Source organism: Bradyrhizobium guangzhouense (assembly GCF_004114955.1).
Lineage (GTDB): Bacteria > Pseudomonadota > Alphaproteobacteria > Rhizobiales > Xanthobacteraceae > Bradyrhizobium > Bradyrhizobium guangzhouense.
Genome location: NZ_CP030053.1, coordinates 2501007 through 2517124 on the forward strand (window position 1 = coordinate 2501007; position 16118 = coordinate 2517124).

The following is a 16118-nucleotide window of genomic DNA, read 5'->3' on the forward strand; positions in this document are numbered from 1 at the left end:
TTGACGCGTTTTCTTCATGCGAACCGGTGCCCACTTCGCTCGAAAGCGCTTTGGAAATCCTCGCGCGGAGGTGTCTTGCCCGCGCCTCGTCCCCCGCGATAACATCACCCGATGTCCGAACAGCCCCTTCCGATCGGCCCCGCCGATATCGACGCCGCTGCCCGCGTGCTCGCGCCTTTCGCCGTCCGCACTCCGCTGCTGTCCTTTCCCGTGCTCAACGAGCGCGTGGGCGCAAAAGTGTTCCTGAAGCCGGAGATGCTCCAGCGCACCGGCTCCTTCAAGTTCCGCGGCGCCTTCAACAAGGTGTTCTCGATCCCGCAGGACAAGCGGGCCGGCGGCGTCGTCGCATTCTCCTCCGGCAACCACGCCCAGGGCGTGGCGGCGGCGGCGAAAATCCTCGACATGCATGCGACCATCGTGATGCCGGCGGACGCGCCGCTGTCGAAGCGCGAGCGCACCAAATCCTATGGTGCCGAGGTCGTGCTGTACGACCGCTACAACGACGACCGCGAGGCAATCTCGCGCGGCATCGCCGAGAAGCGCGGCGCGACCTTGGTGCGGCCCTATGACGATCCCTTCGTGATCGCGGGCCAGGGCACCGCCGGCCGCGAGATCGCGGAAGACATGGCAATGCTCGGCCTCCCGCCTGACATCGTGGTGGCGCCGGCTTCCGGCGGCGGCCTGATCGCGGGCGTCGCCACGGCCGTGAAGGCGCGCTATCCGCAGGCACAGATTGTGGTGGCCGAACCGGAGGCGTTCGACGATCACGGCATTTCGCTGAGCGCCGGCCATCGCGAGCCGCATCCGCCGGCGGGCCGCACCATCTGCGATGCGCTGATGGCGCTGATCCCCGGCGAGATGACCTTCGCGATCAACAGCAAGCTGCTGGCGCGCGGCGTGACGGCGTCCGACAAGGAAGTCGGCGCGGCGGTTGCCTTCGCCTATCACGAGCTGAAGCTGGTGGTCGAGCCGGGCGGCGCAGTCGGCCTCGCGGCGCTGCTGGCGGGACGCCTGGATGTCGCCGGCAAGAACGTCGTCATCGTGCTGTCAGGCGGCAACGTCGATGCGGATCTGTTCGCCGAGCTGGTGGCTTAGGCGTCATTCCGGGGCTCGCGGAGCGAGAGCTATGATGCGCAATTGCGCATCTGAGAATCCATTTCCCCACCATCTCTGCCGCACAATGGATTCCGGGCCTGCGCCTCGCGGCGCATCCCGGATGACCAGGAACTGACATGCAGAAGGGGCAGAGCGTTTCCGTTCTGCCCCTTTGTCGTTCGTTGCTTGCGGTAATCAATGCATGAAGCCGCGGTGGTTGTTGCCGCCGGTCATCGCGGGCGACTGGTTCATCGATTGGCGGAAATTGTTGTTGCCGCCGCCGTTGCCCGTCGCATTGAACTGCGGCCGGTTGTTCTGGACGCCGTTCTGGACTTGCACCTTGTTCACCGGGTTGTTGTTGAGCTTCACGACGCCGTTGTTGAGGCGGATCGGCTGGTTGTGGGGCTGACCATTCGTCGGCTTCACGTCGGTGGTCTTGACGTCGACGGTCGAACTGGTCTTGCCCGCCGGGCCGGCATTGGTGTTGCCGGTGTTCGGTGTGGTGTTGGTCACCGGCAGCGTCACGATCTTGCCGATGCCGTTGTTGTTCGTCGTGGTGTTAACAGGCGCGGGCAGGGTGACGATCTTGCTGACGGTGCCATCGACCGGCTTCTGCCCGACCGGCAGGTTGGCGTTCATCGGCGAGCCGCCATTGCCCTGCTGCATCAGCGGCATGTATTTGGGCTGGCCGAGATTGCCGATCTTCAGCGTCGGGGCGATGTTCTGCGGAGCCAGGAACTTGGTCGCCTGCATCAGCGGGATGATCTTCGGCTGGGCCTCGAGCTTGAGCGCGGCTTGTGCATAGGGGCTGTTGCCGTATTTGCTGTAGAAGGCCTGGTAGCCGATCGGCGAGTTCAGGAGCACCGCTTCGTGCCAGGCCTGCGAGATCAGGAGGTTCGCCAGCAGCCAGCGGATGTGATCGCACAGCGGGTCGTGCGGATACATCGCGACGAACTCCTGATAATATTCCGGCTTGCCCTCGGACAGCACGTAATCATAGGCCTGACGCGCCGAGCGGCTCGGCAGGTTGGAGGCCAACTGCACCACCGGCGCATGCACCGGTGCGCGGTTGGCGGCCACGGCGGTGTCGCCGAAGAAGGTGAAGTCGGAGGTGAGCGAGGAGCTCTCCCACGGCACTTGTGCGCCGCTGGTGGTCTGGTTCACCGCGAGCCGCACGCGCTTGAACAGCTGCTCGATCGGCACATTGGGCTCGCGCGCGACGTTCAGGAACGCTTGCGTATAGGGACTGTGGCCGCCCGTACCGTCGAGCGCTTCGGCGCCCGGCGCGGTCGAATAGCCGACAATCGAGCCGTTCGGCGCATCGACGATGGCGAGGCCGCGCCCGGCGTCATTCACGTTGGGGAACGGGTTGTTGCGGCAAGCGTCGAGGATGACGATGCGCATCCGGCTCGGGATCGTCTCCAGCGTCGACATCACGTCGACCAGGCGAACCGAGTCGTTGACCAGTTCGGTCTGGTTCGAGACTTTCGCGTCGACAGGGACGAGGTAGTTCTCGCCGGCAAGCTGCACGCCGTGACCGGCGTAATAAACCATCGCCACCGTGTTCGGACCGCGCGCGGACACTTTGGCGGAGAAATCCTGCACCACGCGCAGCATGTCGTTCTGGCCGAGGTCGGTCGCCGAGATCACCTCGAAGCCGGCTGAGTTGAGGAACTGCGCCATCGACTGGGCGTCATTGTCGGGGTTCGCAAGCTGCGGCGCGTTCTGGTAGTTCGAATTGCCGATCACCAGTGCCACCCGCTGCTCCGGGCCTTGCAGCGCAGTCGGGGCGGGCGCGGCGGGGGCAACTTGCGCGGAAACAGGGCCGCAGGCAAAGCCGAACAGGCTTCCCAGCAGGCCGGCAGTCATCAGGGCGGATTTCAGGCGGAACATGGCGTGCTCCTTTGGCACTCATCTCGATGCGAGATTGGTTGCGAGGAAGCTAGATTGCGTTCGAAGCCTGGTCCGTGATCGGGATCACCGTAGCGAGGAGGGTGATCCAAATCACGCAGGGATTGGCTGGGGTGAGGCCATTGGGGGAAACTGTTTCCTCATGCGCCGTCATTGCGAGCGCAGCGAAGCAATCCAGCGCCTCTCCGCGGACGGATCCTGGATTGCTTCGCTGCGCTCGCAATGACGATGTGGAGGCGGACGTGCGTCACCGCCGCTTACGAGAAGAACGCGATCTTCTCGGCCTGGGTCATGCGGCGGATCGGCGCGAGCGCGTCGTTGGCGGCGGGGCGGGGCTTTTGCAGGATGCCGCTGGCGAGGATGGTGGCGCCGAGCGAGGGCTCGGGCAGGGGGGACGGCAGCGGCAGCGTTGCGGTGGCGGCTGCGCCTGAGAAGGCCGCGGCCGCCATGGCGGGGGCCGGCTGCTCCATCACTTCGGCGGCGGCTTCCGCGATGGCATCGGTGAGGCGCGCGAGCGATTCCAGCGCGATCGGGGCCTCAGTCACCGGCTCCTCGACGACGAGCTCCTCGACATCGGGCGCGGCCGGCGCCGCCATGGCGACCGGCTCCGCGATCTCTGCGGACATCTCTTCCGGCAGCGGCTCGGGAACCGCTGCTGCCATCTCCATGGGCTCGACGATCGCGTCGAATTCCGGATCGGGCGCGGCCATCTCCAGCGCGATGGCGTCGAGGATGGCGTCGTCCTCGGCTTCCGCGGCGGCATCGAGCGAGAATTCGTCGATGATCTCGGCAAGGCCTGCGGGGGCGGAGAGGCTGTCCTCGACCGCGGCAAAGCTCTCCTCGACGGCGGTATCGCTTTCGACGATCTCGGGCGCGACCGCCACGTGCATCGTCGCGTCCTCAGCGATGTCGCTGATATCGGCGGCTGCCTCGGGTTCGGGCGCGATCTCCTGCGGCGTCTCCATAAAAGCCACGGGTGCTTCGCTCGCCATCACAGCGGGCGCTTCGGCAACCTGTGCCTCAGCCACCGGCGGCGCCGGCTGCTCGGGCGCCGGCTGCGCCATCGCCTGCGGTGCAGCAGCCCCAGCATCGGTCTGATCGACCCGGTCCTTGAGCAGATCGAAGGCGGCCTTGAGGTCGCCGCGCGGATCGATGGCCGACACCTGCGCGCAGGCCGCTTCGATCGAGGCGAGCTGCGAATCAATCAGGTCGCAGATTCGCCCGTCGGCGCCGATCTCGCGCCAGCGCCAGGAGATCTCCTTGATGATGCGCACGCCGCGCGTCACAGGCGCGAGGCTTGTCTCGATCGCGGCGGGATCGAATGCCTTGGCGGCCGCGCTTTCCGCGTCCTCGACCGCGCGGCGGATTGCGACGAGGGCTTCGGGCAGGCGATCCTCGACGACGGGTTGACGCTGTGCCGCAAGGGTTTCTTCGATTTTCGCAACCGCGTCGAGCACCATGCTCGTGTCGGCATTGCGGTTGCGCTTGGCGTATTCGCCGAGGAACCAGCGGCCCCGCGCGGTCTCCATGAAGGCTTCGCGGATCGCGTCGTAATCCTGCTCGTTCGGCTCGGCCGCGCGGGCAGACATGGGCGAGAGGGCGAATGCTTCGTTGGCCATGACAATCTCGTCGCGCAAATCACCGCGCGTTACTGTAACGATCACCACGATATCGACCGAATCGCAATTGGTTTGATGCCTCCCGAATCACAAATCCCCACGCCAGCAGCGGTCAAGCGGCGATTCGCCGTGAGTCTCGCGCTGTTCTACGGCACGTCGTACGGTGTCCTGGGCACCCATCTGCCGTTCTTCACGGTGTGGCTGAAGGCCATCGGCATCGAGCCGGGTTGGATCGGAATCATCAGCGCCGTTCCCGCCGTCACGCGCTTCACGACGCTGCCTGTCGTGACCGGCCTCGCCGAACGGCGCCGCGCGTTGCGCAGCGCGATGCTCCTGACGGCGTCGGCCACCGCGCTCTGCTTCGTGCTCGTCGGCACCCAGCAGCAGCCTTGGCCGGTGCTCGTTCTCTACATCGTGACCTGTTGCTGCTGGACTCCGCTGACCCCGCTCACCGATGCCTACGCCTTGCGCGGCGTCAGCAGGTACAAATTCGATTACGGGCCCGTGCGGCTCTGGGGATCGGTCGCGTTCATCCTCGGTGCGCTTGCTTGCGGGCTGTTGATCGAATTGATCGCAGCGCGCCAGCTGATCTGGATCATCGTCGCGATGGCGACGATCTCGGCCATGACAGGGCTTTCGCTGCAGCCGCTGGAGGATGTGCCGCGAACATCCGGGGCGAGGGAGGCCGGCAAGCCTCTGCTGCGCGACGCGGGCTTCCTCGCCATCGTCGTCTCGTCCGCGCTGATCCAGTCCAGCCACGTCGCCTACTACACCTTCGCCTCGATCAACTGGCAGAGCCATGGTCTCGGCGGATTGACGATCGCGGGGCTGTGGGTGCTCGGCGTGTGTGCCGAGATCGTCGTCTTCGCGGTGTCGCCTCGCTTTTCATTGCATCCGGCGCTGCTGGTCGTGATCGGAGGCTCGAGTGCGGTGATACGCTGGGCGATCACCGCGCATGAGCCGCCGATCGGCCTGCTCGCATTCGCGCAGCTCGGCCATGGCCTGAGCTTCGGCCTCACCCAGGTGGGCGTGATGAATCTCCTGGTGCATCACGTGCCGCCCCGTCAAATGGCGCGGGGACAGGGATATTACGCGGCGATCGGCGGGCTGTTGAGCTCGGCCACGTCGATCGTCTCAGGCGCGATCTACGCGCGTTATGGCGAGGGGCTGTACTACGTCATGGCGGCGATGGCTGCGGCCGGTGCGCTTCTGATCTGGTCGGCGCGGCATCGGCTGAAGGATCAGCCCCACAGCGCGGCGTCGGGCGGATAGACCAGGCTGCCGTCGTAACGAAGCCCATGATCGCGGTCGCGGGCGAGCAGCAACGGACCGTCGAGATCGACGAAGCGCGCCTGCGGCGTCACCAGCATGGCGGGCGCCATCGAGAGCGACGTCGCGACCATGCAGCCGATCATGATCTCGAGGCCGAGCGCCTGCGCCGCGTCCGCCATGGCGAGCGCTTCGGTCAGGCCGCCGGTCTTGTCGAGTTTGATGTTGACAGCATCGTAGCGGTCGCGGAGCGGCGCCAGCGAGTGGCGGTCGTGCACGCTCTCGTCGGCGCAGACCGCGAGCGGCCGCTTGATCCGCGCCAGCGCGTCGTCCTTGCCCGCCGGCAGCGGCTGCTCCACCAGAGTGACGCCGACGGCGGAGCAGGCGGCGAGGTTGGCTTCCAGATTGGCCTCGGTCCAGGATTCGTTGGCATCGACGATCAGCTCGGATTCGGGGGCAGCCTTGCGCACCGCCGCGATCCGCAGCGCATCGCCGTCGCCGCCGAGCTTGATCTTCAGCAACGGACGGTGCGCCGCTTTGGCGGTCGCCGCCGCCATGGCCTCGGGCGTGCCGAGCGAGATCGTGTAGGCCGTGGTGCGCTCGCCCGGGACCGGCCGGTCCAGCAGGTTCCAGGCCCGCTGTCCGGCTGCCTTGGCCTCTAAGTCGATCAGGGCGCAATCCAGAGCATTGCGGGCAGCTCCTGGCGGCATGGCTGCCTGGAGCGCCTGCCGCGTCAGCCCGCCCGCCACCGCCGCCTGCATCGCCAGGATGGCTGCAAGGGCCGCCTCGGGCGTCTCCCCATAGCGGGGATAGGGCACGCATTCGCCGCGGCCGACGAGGCCGTTCCGGCTCAGTTCGGCCACGACGGTCGCAGCTTCCGTCTTGGTGCCCCGGCTGATGGTGAAACTGCCGGCGATGGGAAACCGCTCGATTCGGGCGGCAAGAGCCGGAACTTTGCTGGAAGTCATTTTGAACTCTGGCGAAATCTGAACCTGCTGGTTACCTCTAGCAACTAATATTAACCAGTTGGGGATACCTTTTCTGGGTAAGGGCGCGTGCGCAACACTCTGATTTTCTCCGCCCTGGTCGTATGGGAGCGGACACCTTGAGCGGCGATCCGAAGCTGGAACGGATTGCCAAAGGCAATGCGCTGGCCCTCTGCGCCACCGGAACCTGGACGGCGAGCTTCGCGCCGGCCCTGGAGCGGATGGTCGCCGACGCCGAGAAGCTCGCCGGCAGCCCCCAGAACATCTTCATCGACGTCTCCGAGGTCGCCAAGCTCGACACCTTTGGGGCCTGGCTGATCGAGCGGCTGCGCCGTAGCCTGACGAAAGGCGCCGTCGAGGCGCAGATCGCCGGGTTGTCCGCGAACTATTCGAGCCTCGTCGACGAGGTGCGGCGGGTCCGTGCGACCCCTGTGGTCGAGAGCTCGGCGATCACCATCACCGGCATGCTGGAGCAGATCGGCCGCGCCGTGGCCGGCGTCGGCGGTACCTTTGCCGGCCTGATCGACATGTTAGGCGCGGTGCTCGCGGCAGGCGCGCATGTGCTGCTCCGTCCGCGCTCGTTCCGCCTGACCTCGACCGTGCATCACATGGAGCAGGTCTGCTGGCGTGCCGTGCCGATCATCGTGCTGATCACCTTCCTGATCGGCTGCATCATCGCGCAACAAGGCATCTTCCATTTCCGCCGCTTCGGCGCCGACATCTTCGTCGTCGACATGCTTGGCGTGCTTGTGCTCCGAGAGATCGGCGTGCTGCTGGTCGCGATCATGGTCGCGGGCCGCTCGGGCAGCGCCTACACCGCCGAGCTCGGCTCGATGAAGATGCGCGAGGAGATCGACGCGCTGCGCACCATGGGCTTCGATCCGATCGAGGTGCTGGTGCTGCCGCGCATGCTGGCCTTGGTGCTGGCGCTGCCGATCCTCGCGTTCCTGGGCGCCATGGCCGCGCTCTATGGCGGCGGCCTCGTCGCCTGGCTCTATGGCGGCGTCGATCCCGAAGCATTCCTGCTGCGCCTGCGCGACGCCATCTCGATCGACCATTTCATCGTCGGCATCGTCAAGGCGCCCGTGATGGCCGCGGTGATCGGCATCGTCGCCTGCGTCGAGGGACTCGCGGTGCAGGGCAGCGCGGAATCGCTCGGACAGCACACCACGGCATCGGTGGTGAAGGGCATCTTCTTCGTCATCGTGATGGACGGCGTGTTCGCCATCTTCTTCGCCTCGATCGGGATGTGACGATGGCGCGAGAAACTCAACGAGAAACCCAAAGCGCGATTCAAAATCCCATCATCCGCGTCCGCGACATCACCGTGCAGTTCGGTTCGACGCGCGTGCTCGACGGCCTCAACCTCGACGTCAAGCGCGGTGAGATTCTTGGATTTGTCGGCCCTTCAGGCGCGGGAAAATCGGTGCTGACGCGCACTATCATTGGTCTCGTGCCGAAGGTTGCGGGCTCCATCGAAGTGTTTGGCGTCGACCTCGATGCTTCCAACACGTCGCAGCGCCGCAATGTCGAACGGCGCTGGGGCGTGCTGTTTCAGCAAGGAGCGCTGTTCTCCTCGCTCACCGTGCGGCAGAACATCCAGTTTCCGATGCGCGAGTACTTACGCGTCTCGCAGCGGCTGATGGACGAGATCACCATGGCCAAGCTCGCCATGGTCGGTCTCAAGCCCGAGGTGGCCGAGCGTTTTCCTTCGGAACTCTCCGGCGGCATGATCAAGCGCGTCGCGCTCGCCCGCGCGCTGTCGCTCGACCCTGATCTCGTCTTCCTGGACGAGCCGACCTCGGGGCTCGATCCGATCGGCGCCGGCGATTTCGACGAGTTGGTCAGGACGCTGCAGCGGACTTTGGGGCTGACGGTTTTCATGGTAACCCACGATCTCGACAGCCTTTACACAGCTTGCGACCGCATCGCCGTTTTAGGGAACGGTAAGATCATTGCGGCAGGGTCGATTGCCGACATGCAGGCCTCGCAGCATCCCTGGCTGAGGCAATATTTCCATGGCAAGCGCGCCCGCGCAGTGATGAGTTGAGTAGCCGGAGCACCTGATGGAAACGCGGGCGAATTACGTATTGATCGGATCCTTCACGCTGGCGGTGATCGCGGCTGCGATCGGCTTCGTGCTCTGGTTCCAGTCGCTGCACACCACCAAGCAGCGCAGCCCCTTCCGTGTCGTGTTCGAGGGCCCGGCGGCGGGTCTGCGCAACGGCGGCAGCGTCAACTTCAACGGTATCCGGGTCGGCGAAGTGGTCTCGGTGAAGCTCGACAACCCGCGGCGCGTTGTCGCACTCGCCATGATCGAGAACAACACGCCGCTGCGCAAGGACACCCTGGTCGGCCTCGAATTCCAGGGCCTGACCGGTGTTGCTGCGATCTCGCTCAAGGGCGGCGAGGAGGCCGCGCCGCCGCCGCCGCTCGACGAGGACGGCATTCCGACGCTGACGGCCGATCCGAACAAGCTCCAGGACGTCACCGAAGCGATCCGCGGCACGCTGCAGAACATCAACAAGATCGTCGCCGACAATCAGGAGTCGGTGAAGAACTCGCTGAAGAATCTCGAGACGTTCACCAGTTCGCTCGCGCGCAATTCCGAGAAGATCGACGGCGTGATGGCCAAGGTCGACGGCGTGATGCTGAAGGCCGACAACCTCATGCTCGGCCTCAACTCGCTCGCCGGCGGCAAGGACGGCGGCGAGCTGTTCCTGACGGTGAAGTCGATTCGCGAACTGGCTGAAGACTTCGACAAGCGCTCCGGCGCGCTGATGACCGACGGTCGCCGCACGCTCGGCGACATCAGCCGTGCCGTGAACAATTTCGACCGCAACCCGACCCGCGTGCTGTTCGGCGCCAGCAACAGCGCGCCGGCCGCTGCTCCGCCGCCCGCCGAGCCGCCGAAGCCCGCGCCGTCCGCGAGCGGCAGGCGGCAGTAGGCGTCTCTCTAAATCCGTCATTGCGAGCGAAGCGAAGCAATCCAGACTATTTCCGAGGAGATAGTCTGGATTGCTTCGTTGCCTGCGCGAAATTGCTACGCGATTTTGTCGCGGGCTCCTCGCATGACGACCTATCGGGCGCCGTGCCCATACGAAAGTATGGGGGGCTGGCCGCGCCAAGGTAGGGGGAGGGGCTGGCGGGTGATCTCAGCTATATCGCGCTCAAGGCGTGCTTCACGAAAAGCGCGCCGACTTCACTCACACGGGAGGAGAGAGCGTGATACGTCTCTTGCTGTTGTTGCCGTTCATCGGCCTGATGATCGTGCCGTTCTACAATGTCCGGGAGCCCTATCTGTTCGGCTTCCCGTTCTTCTACTGGTATCAGCTCGCCTGGGTGCCGCTCACCTCGCTCATCACCTGGATCGTCTACAGGAGCGTGCGTCGTGCTGGCTAATGTCGATAGCGCGGCCTTCGCCGTTTTTCTCGTCTTGTTCATCCTCGTCACCGGCATGGGCTTCGTCGCCGCGCGCTGGCGCAAGCCGGAGACGCTCGCTCATCTCGACGAGTGGGGCCTCGGTGGCCGCAGGTTCGGGACCTGGATCACCTGGTTCCTGGTCGGCGGCGATTTCTACACCGCCTACACCGTGATTGCCGTTCCCGCGCTGGTCTACGCGGTCGGCGCCTACGGATTCTTCGCGCTGCCTTACACCATCATCGTCTATCCCTTCGTGTTCGCGGTGATGCCGGTGTTGTGGAAGGTCGCCAAGGAACGCGGCTATGTCACCGCGGGCGACGTGGTACGCGGCGCCTACGGCTCGCGCGCGCTCGAGCTTGCCGTCGCCGCGACCGGCGTGTTGGCAACGATGCCTTACATCGCGCTCCAGCTGATCGGCATGGAAGTCGCGATCAAGGCGCTCGGGCTGAGCGGCGAGGTGCCGCTGGTGCTCGCCTTCCTGGTGCTGGCGCTCTACACCTATTCGTCGGGCCTGCGCGCGCCTGCGCTGATCGCCTTCGTCAAGGACATCATGATCTACATCGTGGTGATCGCCGCGATCGCGATCGTGCCGTCCAAGCTCGGCGGCTACGGCGCGATCTTCACCGCGGCGGATGCAGCGTTTGCGGCCAAGGGCTCGGGCGGCATCCTGTTGTCGCCGGCGCAGATCGTGCCCTACGCCTCGCTGGCGCTCGGCTCGGCGCTGGCTGCCTTCATGTACCCGCACACGCTGACCGGCATCTTCGCGTCATCAGGCGGCAACACCATTCGCAAGAACGCGATGCTGCTGCCGGCCTACACGCTGCTGCTCGGCCTGCTGGCGCTGCTCGGCTATATGGGCCATGCAGCGGGGCTGAAGCTTGCGAGCAACAATGACGTGGTGCCGGAGCTGTTCAAGACGCTGTTCCCGAGCTGGTTCGCCGGCTTTGCCTTCGCGGCGATCGCGATCGGCGCCCTGGTGCCGGCCGCCGTCATGAGCATCGGCGCGGCCAACCTGTTCACCCGCAACTTCTGGAAGGTGTGGGTCGATCCGAAGGTGACGCCGGCGGGTGAGGCTAAGGTCGCCAAGATCACCTCCATGCTGGTGAAGGTCGGCGCGCTGCTCGCCATCCTCCTGATGCCGACGCAGTTCGCGCTCGACCTGCAACTGCTCGGGGGCCTCTGGATCCTGCAGACGCTGCCGGCGCTGGTGTTCGGTCTCTATCTGAACTGGTTCTCGAGCCGGGCGCTGCTGGCCGGCTGGGCCGTCGGCCTTGCGGGCGGATCGTGGCTGGCCTGGTCGGACGGCTTGAAGCCGCTGCATGGTATCGACTTCGGCGCCGGCAAGGTCGCGATCTACACCGGCGTGCTGGCGCTCGCGCTCAACATCGTGGTCGCGGTCGTGGTCAATCTCGTGCTCAAGGGCCTGCCGCAAGCCCGCCTGTCGCGCGAGGCGGCCTGACCTCAAGCCTTGGTCGGCGGCCGGCGATCCGGCCGCCGATCCCAAAAGCACCTTCCACGCGATTGAAAACGCTTTAGTATCCGCCCGCGCTCCGACCCCTCGATGAGAAGGCGGATCGATCTCGAGTGAGGATATCTTGCAGGCGTGGTTCGTTCTCGCGGTCGCAGCCGGTTATGTGACCACGCTGTTCCTGGTTGCCTGGTGGGGCGATCGGCGGAGCGTGGACGGACCGCTGGTCTCGCCAAAATCCTGGGCGGCCGCGGTCAGCTATTGCCTGACACTCGCGGTCTACAACACCTCGTGGAGCTTCTACGGATCGGTCGGCCGCGCCGCCACCAGCGGACTGGACTTCGCCACGATCTATATCGGTCCGACGCTGGTGCTGCTGTTCGGCCAGAAGCTGCTGTCCAAGGTGATCGCGATCGCGAAAGCCCAGAACGTCACCTCGATCGCGGACTTCATCGCCGCGCGCTACGGCAAGAGCCAGGCGCTCGCCGCCTTTGTCACGCTCGCTTCCCTGCTTGGCGTGCTTCCCTATATCGCGCTTCAGCTCAAGGCCGTTGGCAAGAGCTTTGACTATCTGATCCTGCAGCCTGAACGCGCCGGCGGCGAGGCGTTGCGGTTCTGGCAGGACTCGGCCTTCGGCGTCGCCGCGTCGATGGCGCTGTTTGCGATCGTGTTCGGCGTTAGGCATGTCCACGCCAGCGAGCATCATCGCGGCTTGATGCTGGCGATTGCGTTCGAGAGCGTGGTCAAGCTGGTCGCATTCCTCGTCGTCGCGCTGTTCGTGCTGTTTGGGCTCTCGGGCGGACCTGCCGCGCTGCTGTCGCAATTCTCTTCGGATCCGCAACTGGCCGGGATCCTCGCCTTCGATCCCGCCCAGCCGGTCTGGCCCTCGACGATCATCATCTCGGCGATCGCCTTCCTCTGCTTGCCGCAGGCGTTCCATGTCGCCGTCGTCGAGAACGAGAGCCCTGAGCATACGCGTACGGCGGCTTGGCTTTATCCTGCCTATCTTGCGCTGTTTAGCCTGCTGATCCTGCCGATCGCAGCCGCCGGCCTTGCAAGGTTCGGTGCGATGATGGACCCCGACACCTACGTCATCTCGCTGCCGATCGCGGCGGATGCCGGCACCATCAGCCTGATCGCCTTCCTGGGCGGGTTGTCGGCGGCCACCGGCATGGTGATCATGACCTCCGTCGCGCTGAGCACCATGCTCTGCAACGACGTCATCATGCCGCTGTTGCTGCGCTCGCGCTTCTTTGGACTGCGCGCGCAAAGCCGGCCGGTGGCTTCGGTGCTCATGATTGTGCGCAGGCTCTCGATCCTCGGCATCCTGCTGCTGGCCTACCTGATGCACCGCCTGGTCAACCAGGCCTATCCACTCACCGTGATCGGCCTGTTGTCGTTCGTTGCGGTCGCGCAATTCGGTCCAGCCTTCGTCGGTGGCCTGTTCTGGCCGCGCGCCAACAAGATCGGCGCCTCGATCGGAATCGCCGTCGGATTCCTGATCTGGGCGTATACGCTGCTGCTTCCCTCGGCCGCTCCGCTGTGGCCCGCCTTCGCGGAGATCGTTCGCCAAGGCCCGTGGCAGCTCGGTTTCCTCAAGCCGAACGCGCTGTTCGGCCTTGACGGGCTCGATCCGATCTCGCATGCGACGCTGTGGAGCCTTGCCGCCAACCTCATCTGCTTCGTCGCGTTTTCGTTGCTGGGGCGGCAAACCACCGTCGAGCGCAACCAGGCTGCGGCATTTGCCGACGGTGTCGTCCGCGACACGGTGCCAAAACTGTCCTCGCGCGTGGTGGTCCGGCTCGACGATCTCCGCGCGCTGGCCCGGCGTTTTGTCGGTGCCGAGCGCGGCGCGGCGGCCTTTGATGGTTATCTCGCTGCGCGCATGTCGGGCAACGGGCCACGCCTCGATCCGTCCGGCCTCGTCGATCTCGACTCGATCCGCTTCACCGAAAACCTTCTCGCCGGTGCGATCGGCGCTGCGTCGGCGCGCGTGGTGATTGCGGCCTCGCTGGAAGGGCACTCGCTGTCGCGGCGCGCGGCGATGGCGATGCTGGACGAGGCTTCGGAGGCGCTGCGCTTCAATCGCAATCTGTTGCAAAGCACGCTGGAGAGCGTGCCGCAGGGCATCTGCGCCTTCGATGCCGATTTCAACATCACGGCCTGGAATGGGCGGTTCATCGCGCTGCTCGACCTGCCGCCGGATTTCGTGCGCGTCGGCCTTCCGCTTGCCGATCTCATTGCCTTCAATGTCGAGCGCGGCGAATACGCCGCGTCCGAATTCGCAGCGCTCCTGGTCAATCGCGTTGTCGCGACCCAAAGCTGGCCTTATCTCTACGAGCGCAAGCGGCCGGACGGCACGGTGCTCGAGATCGTCTACGATCGCGCTGCCGAGGGCGGCTATGTCTCGACCTACACCGACGTGACCGAGCGTCACCGGGCCGCGGAGGCGTTGCGGCGCGCCAATGAGGATTTGGAGCTGCGTGTCCGCGAGCGGACTGAGGCGCTCGAGCAGGCCAAGGCGGAGGCCGAGCAAGCCAATCTTGGCAAGACCCGCTTTCTGGCGGCGGCCAGCCACGATCTGCTGCAACCGCTGAACGCGGCGCGTCTGTTCCTTTCGGCGCTCGACGAAAGCTTGCATGTCTCTTCGCACCCGGGCGCCGCCGAGAAGGAACGAACTCTCGCCGGCAGCGCCATCACGGCGCTACGCTCGACCGAACATGTCCTCGACAGGCTGCTCGACATCTCCTCCTATGATGCCGGTGCTGTCAGTGCCGAGCCATCAGACTTTCCGATTGCCGATCTGCTCGTGCAGCTGAACGTGGAATTCTCCGCAATGGCGCGCGAGCGTGGGCTCGTCTTCCGCGTCGTCGATTGTCGGCTCGCCGTGCGCAGCGATCCGCATTTACTGCGGCGGATCTTGCAGAACCTGCTCTCGAATGCGCTGCGCTACACGCCCAGAGGACGCATCCTGCTCGGCTGCCGGCGACGCGGGGGCGACCTGCGCATCGAGGTCTGGGACACCGGCATCGGCATCGCCGCGGCGGATCAGAAGCGGATTTTCGAGGAGTTCCAGCGCCTGGCGCCGGGATCGGAGAAAGGGCTGGGCCTGGGTCTCGCGATCGTCGATCGCGTCTCGCGGCTGCTAGGTCATCCCGTCGACCTCCGATCGCGCCCCGGTCACGGCTCCTGCTTTGCCGTCACGGTGCCGCTCGCGCGCGGGTCGGGAACGCCGCTCCGGCGCAAGACGACGGTTGCTGCGCCTGATGGGACGGAGCGCGCGCTGACGATCCTGTGCCTGGACAATGATGTGACGATCCTTGAGGGCCTTTCCGCGCTGCTCGGCGGCTGGGGTCATCGCGTCCTGGTCGCAACCGATGCCGCCGGCGCGATGGCGGCGGCCGCGGCAAAGCCACCGGACGTCGTGCTGGTCGATTATCACCTCGATGGGGAGCGCACCGGCTTGGACTTTCTCGACGATCTCAGGCAGAGATCGGGCCGCGGCATCTGCGCGCTGGTCGTCACGGGAGATCGCAGCGAGGCCGTCCGCACGGCGGCAAAGGCTCGTGGCTGCGAGGTGCTGTCCAAGCCGGTCAAGCCGGCGGCGCTGCGTCGCTTCCTGAGTGGCGAAGCCTTGAGCCGGCAGTTCGGGACAAAACAGGGAGCCTCATCAGTGTGACCATGCGCATCCTTATCGGCGATGATCATCCGCTGGTGCAGGCTGCGCTCCGCAGCGCGCTGTCGACCGTGCTGCCCGACCTCGACATCATCGCCTGCCAGTCCCTCGACGAAGCCGTCAGCGTGCTCTCCGCGCAATCGGACGAGATCGACCTCATCCTGTGGGACCTGACGATGCCGGGTATCCAGGGATTTGCCGCGCTGTTCATCCTGTCGGCGCAATTCCCGACGGTGCCGGTTGCGATCATTTCGGCGCGGCAGGACGCGGCCACGATCCGCCGCGCCATCGCCTATGGCGCATCCGGCTACATCCCGAAATCGCTTGGCCTGCCCGAGATGGCGGATGCGATCACGAAGATCCTGGTCGGCGAAATCTGGATGCCGCCCAATGTCGGCGGCCGCGGTTCGATCCAGACCGCCGATATCGAGCTTGCCGCCCGCATGGCCTCTCTGTCGGCACAGCAACTGCGCATTCTCGCGATGATCGTCGAGGGCAAGCTCAACAAGCAGATCGCCGGCGAGCTCGACATCGCCGAGCAGACCGTGAAGGGCCACGTCTCGACGATCCTGCGCAAGCTCGGTGTCGGCTCGCGGACCCAGGCCGCTGTCCTCGCGGAGCGGCTGTCGTTCGGTCAGCCCGGCGGGGCCTGATTTCGCGACGTCAAAAGC

General features: G+C 65.6%; 12 protein-coding genes. 9 read left to right on the forward strand and 3 right to left on the reverse strand.

The annotated features are described in order from the left end of the window. Positions 1 to 111 precede the first annotated feature (111 nt). Positions 112 to 1095, forward strand: a complete 984-nt coding sequence (locus XH91_RS11965) for a threonine/serine dehydratase family protein (RefSeq protein WP_128950784.1) — start codon at positions 112 to 114, stop codon at positions 1093 to 1095. 195 nt (positions 1096 to 1290) lie between these two features. Here XH91_RS11965 and XH91_RS11970 read toward each other — a convergent pair whose 3' ends face one another. Both XH91_RS11970 and XH91_RS11980 read right to left on the reverse strand, forming a co-directional pair. Continuing rightward, the gene (locus XH91_RS11970) at positions 1291 to 2988 is read right to left on the reverse strand and encodes a caspase family protein (protein ID WP_164938268.1); all 1698 of its coding nucleotides are present in this window, start codon (positions 2986 to 2988) and stop codon (positions 1291 to 1293) included. 275 nt (positions 2989 to 3263) lie between these two features. After that, a complete protein-coding gene (locus XH91_RS11980) occupies positions 3264 to 4625 on the reverse strand; it encodes a hypothetical protein (RefSeq protein ID WP_164938269.1) in 1362 nt (453 codons plus the stop codon). A 75-nt stretch (positions 4626 to 4700) separates the two neighbouring features. Here XH91_RS11980 and XH91_RS11985 point away from each other — a divergent pair, with 75 nt between their 5' ends. Beyond that, a complete protein-coding gene (locus tag XH91_RS11985; protein WP_128950788.1) occupies positions 4701 to 5897 on the forward strand; it encodes an MFS transporter in 1197 nt (398 codons plus the stop codon). Here the strand turns inward: XH91_RS11985 and dgcA are convergent. Further along, the gene (gene dgcA, locus XH91_RS11990) at positions 5867 to 6862 is read right to left on the reverse strand and encodes an N-acetyl-D-Glu racemase DgcA (protein ID WP_128950789.1); all 996 of its coding nucleotides are present in this window, start codon (positions 6860 to 6862) and stop codon (positions 5867 to 5869) included. The genes XH91_RS11985 and dgcA overlap by 31 nt on opposite strands. Before the next feature lie 137 nt (positions 6863 to 6999). Between dgcA and XH91_RS11995 the strand changes: the two genes are divergently transcribed. From XH91_RS11995 to XH91_RS12025, 7 genes are all read left to right on the forward strand, one after another. Further along, positions 7000 to 8133 (forward strand): MlaE family ABC transporter permease, encoded by a 1134-nt coding sequence (locus XH91_RS11995; RefSeq protein WP_164938270.1) that lies wholly within the window; start codon positions 7000 to 7002, stop codon positions 8131 to 8133. Between the two features lie 2 nt (positions 8134 to 8135). Further along, on the forward strand, positions 8136 to 8930 hold the full coding sequence (locus XH91_RS12000; protein WP_164938271.1) for an ABC transporter ATP-binding protein: 795 nt from the start codon (positions 8136 to 8138) through the stop codon (positions 8928 to 8930). A gap of 16 nt (positions 8931 to 8946) precedes the next feature. Further along, positions 8947 to 9828, forward strand: a complete 882-nt coding sequence (locus XH91_RS12005) for an MlaD family protein (protein ID WP_128950792.1) — start codon at positions 8947 to 8949, stop codon at positions 9826 to 9828. Between the two features lie 277 nt (positions 9829 to 10105). Next, positions 10106 to 10282, forward strand: a complete 177-nt coding sequence (locus XH91_RS12010; RefSeq protein WP_128950793.1) for a DUF3311 domain-containing protein — start codon at positions 10106 to 10108, stop codon at positions 10280 to 10282. Beyond that, complete coding sequence (gene mctP, locus XH91_RS12015) at positions 10272 to 11762, forward strand: monocarboxylate uptake permease MctP (RefSeq protein ID WP_128950794.1); 1491 nt, start codon at positions 10272 to 10274, stop codon at positions 11760 to 11762. The genes XH91_RS12010 and mctP overlap by 11 nt, the downstream gene beginning before the upstream one ends. Positions 11763 to 11898: 136 nt before the next feature. Continuing rightward, positions 11899 to 15450 carry a hybrid sensor histidine kinase/response regulator gene (locus XH91_RS12020; protein WP_164938272.1) on the forward strand — a complete coding sequence of 1184 codons (3552 nt, stop codon included), beginning with the start codon at positions 11899 to 11901 and terminating at the stop codon, positions 15448 to 15450. Continuing rightward, positions 15447 to 16100: a response regulator gene (locus tag XH91_RS12025; protein ID WP_128950796.1), complete on the forward strand. Its 654-nt coding sequence runs from the start codon at positions 15447 to 15449 to the stop codon at positions 16098 to 16100. The genes XH91_RS12020 and XH91_RS12025 overlap by 4 nt, the downstream gene beginning before the upstream one ends. Positions 16101 to 16118: the final 18 nt, after the last annotated feature.

Coding starts and splice junctions, on each gene's coding strand:
- XH91_RS11965 (WP_128950784.1), top strand. CDS start 112: ATGTCCGAACAGCCCCTTCCGATCGGCCCCGCCGATATCGACGCCGCT.
- XH91_RS11970 (WP_164938268.1), bottom strand. CDS start 2,988: ATGTTCCGCCTGAAATCCGCCCTGATGACTGCCGGCCTGCTGGGAAGC.
- XH91_RS11980 (WP_164938269.1), bottom strand. CDS start 4,625: ATGGCCAACGAAGCATTCGCCCTCTCGCCCATGTCTGCCCGCGCGGCC.
- XH91_RS11985 (WP_128950788.1), top strand. CDS start 4,701: ATGCCTCCCGAATCACAAATCCCCACGCCAGCAGCGGTCAAGCGGCGA.
- dgcA (WP_128950789.1), bottom strand. CDS start 6,862: ATGACTTCCAGCAAAGTTCCGGCTCTTGCCGCCCGAATCGAGCGGTTT.
- XH91_RS12000 (WP_164938271.1), top strand. CDS start 8,136: ATGGCGCGAGAAACTCAACGAGAAACCCAAAGCGCGATTCAAAATCCC.
- XH91_RS12005 (WP_128950792.1), top strand. CDS start 8,947: ATGGAAACGCGGGCGAATTACGTATTGATCGGATCCTTCACGCTGGCG.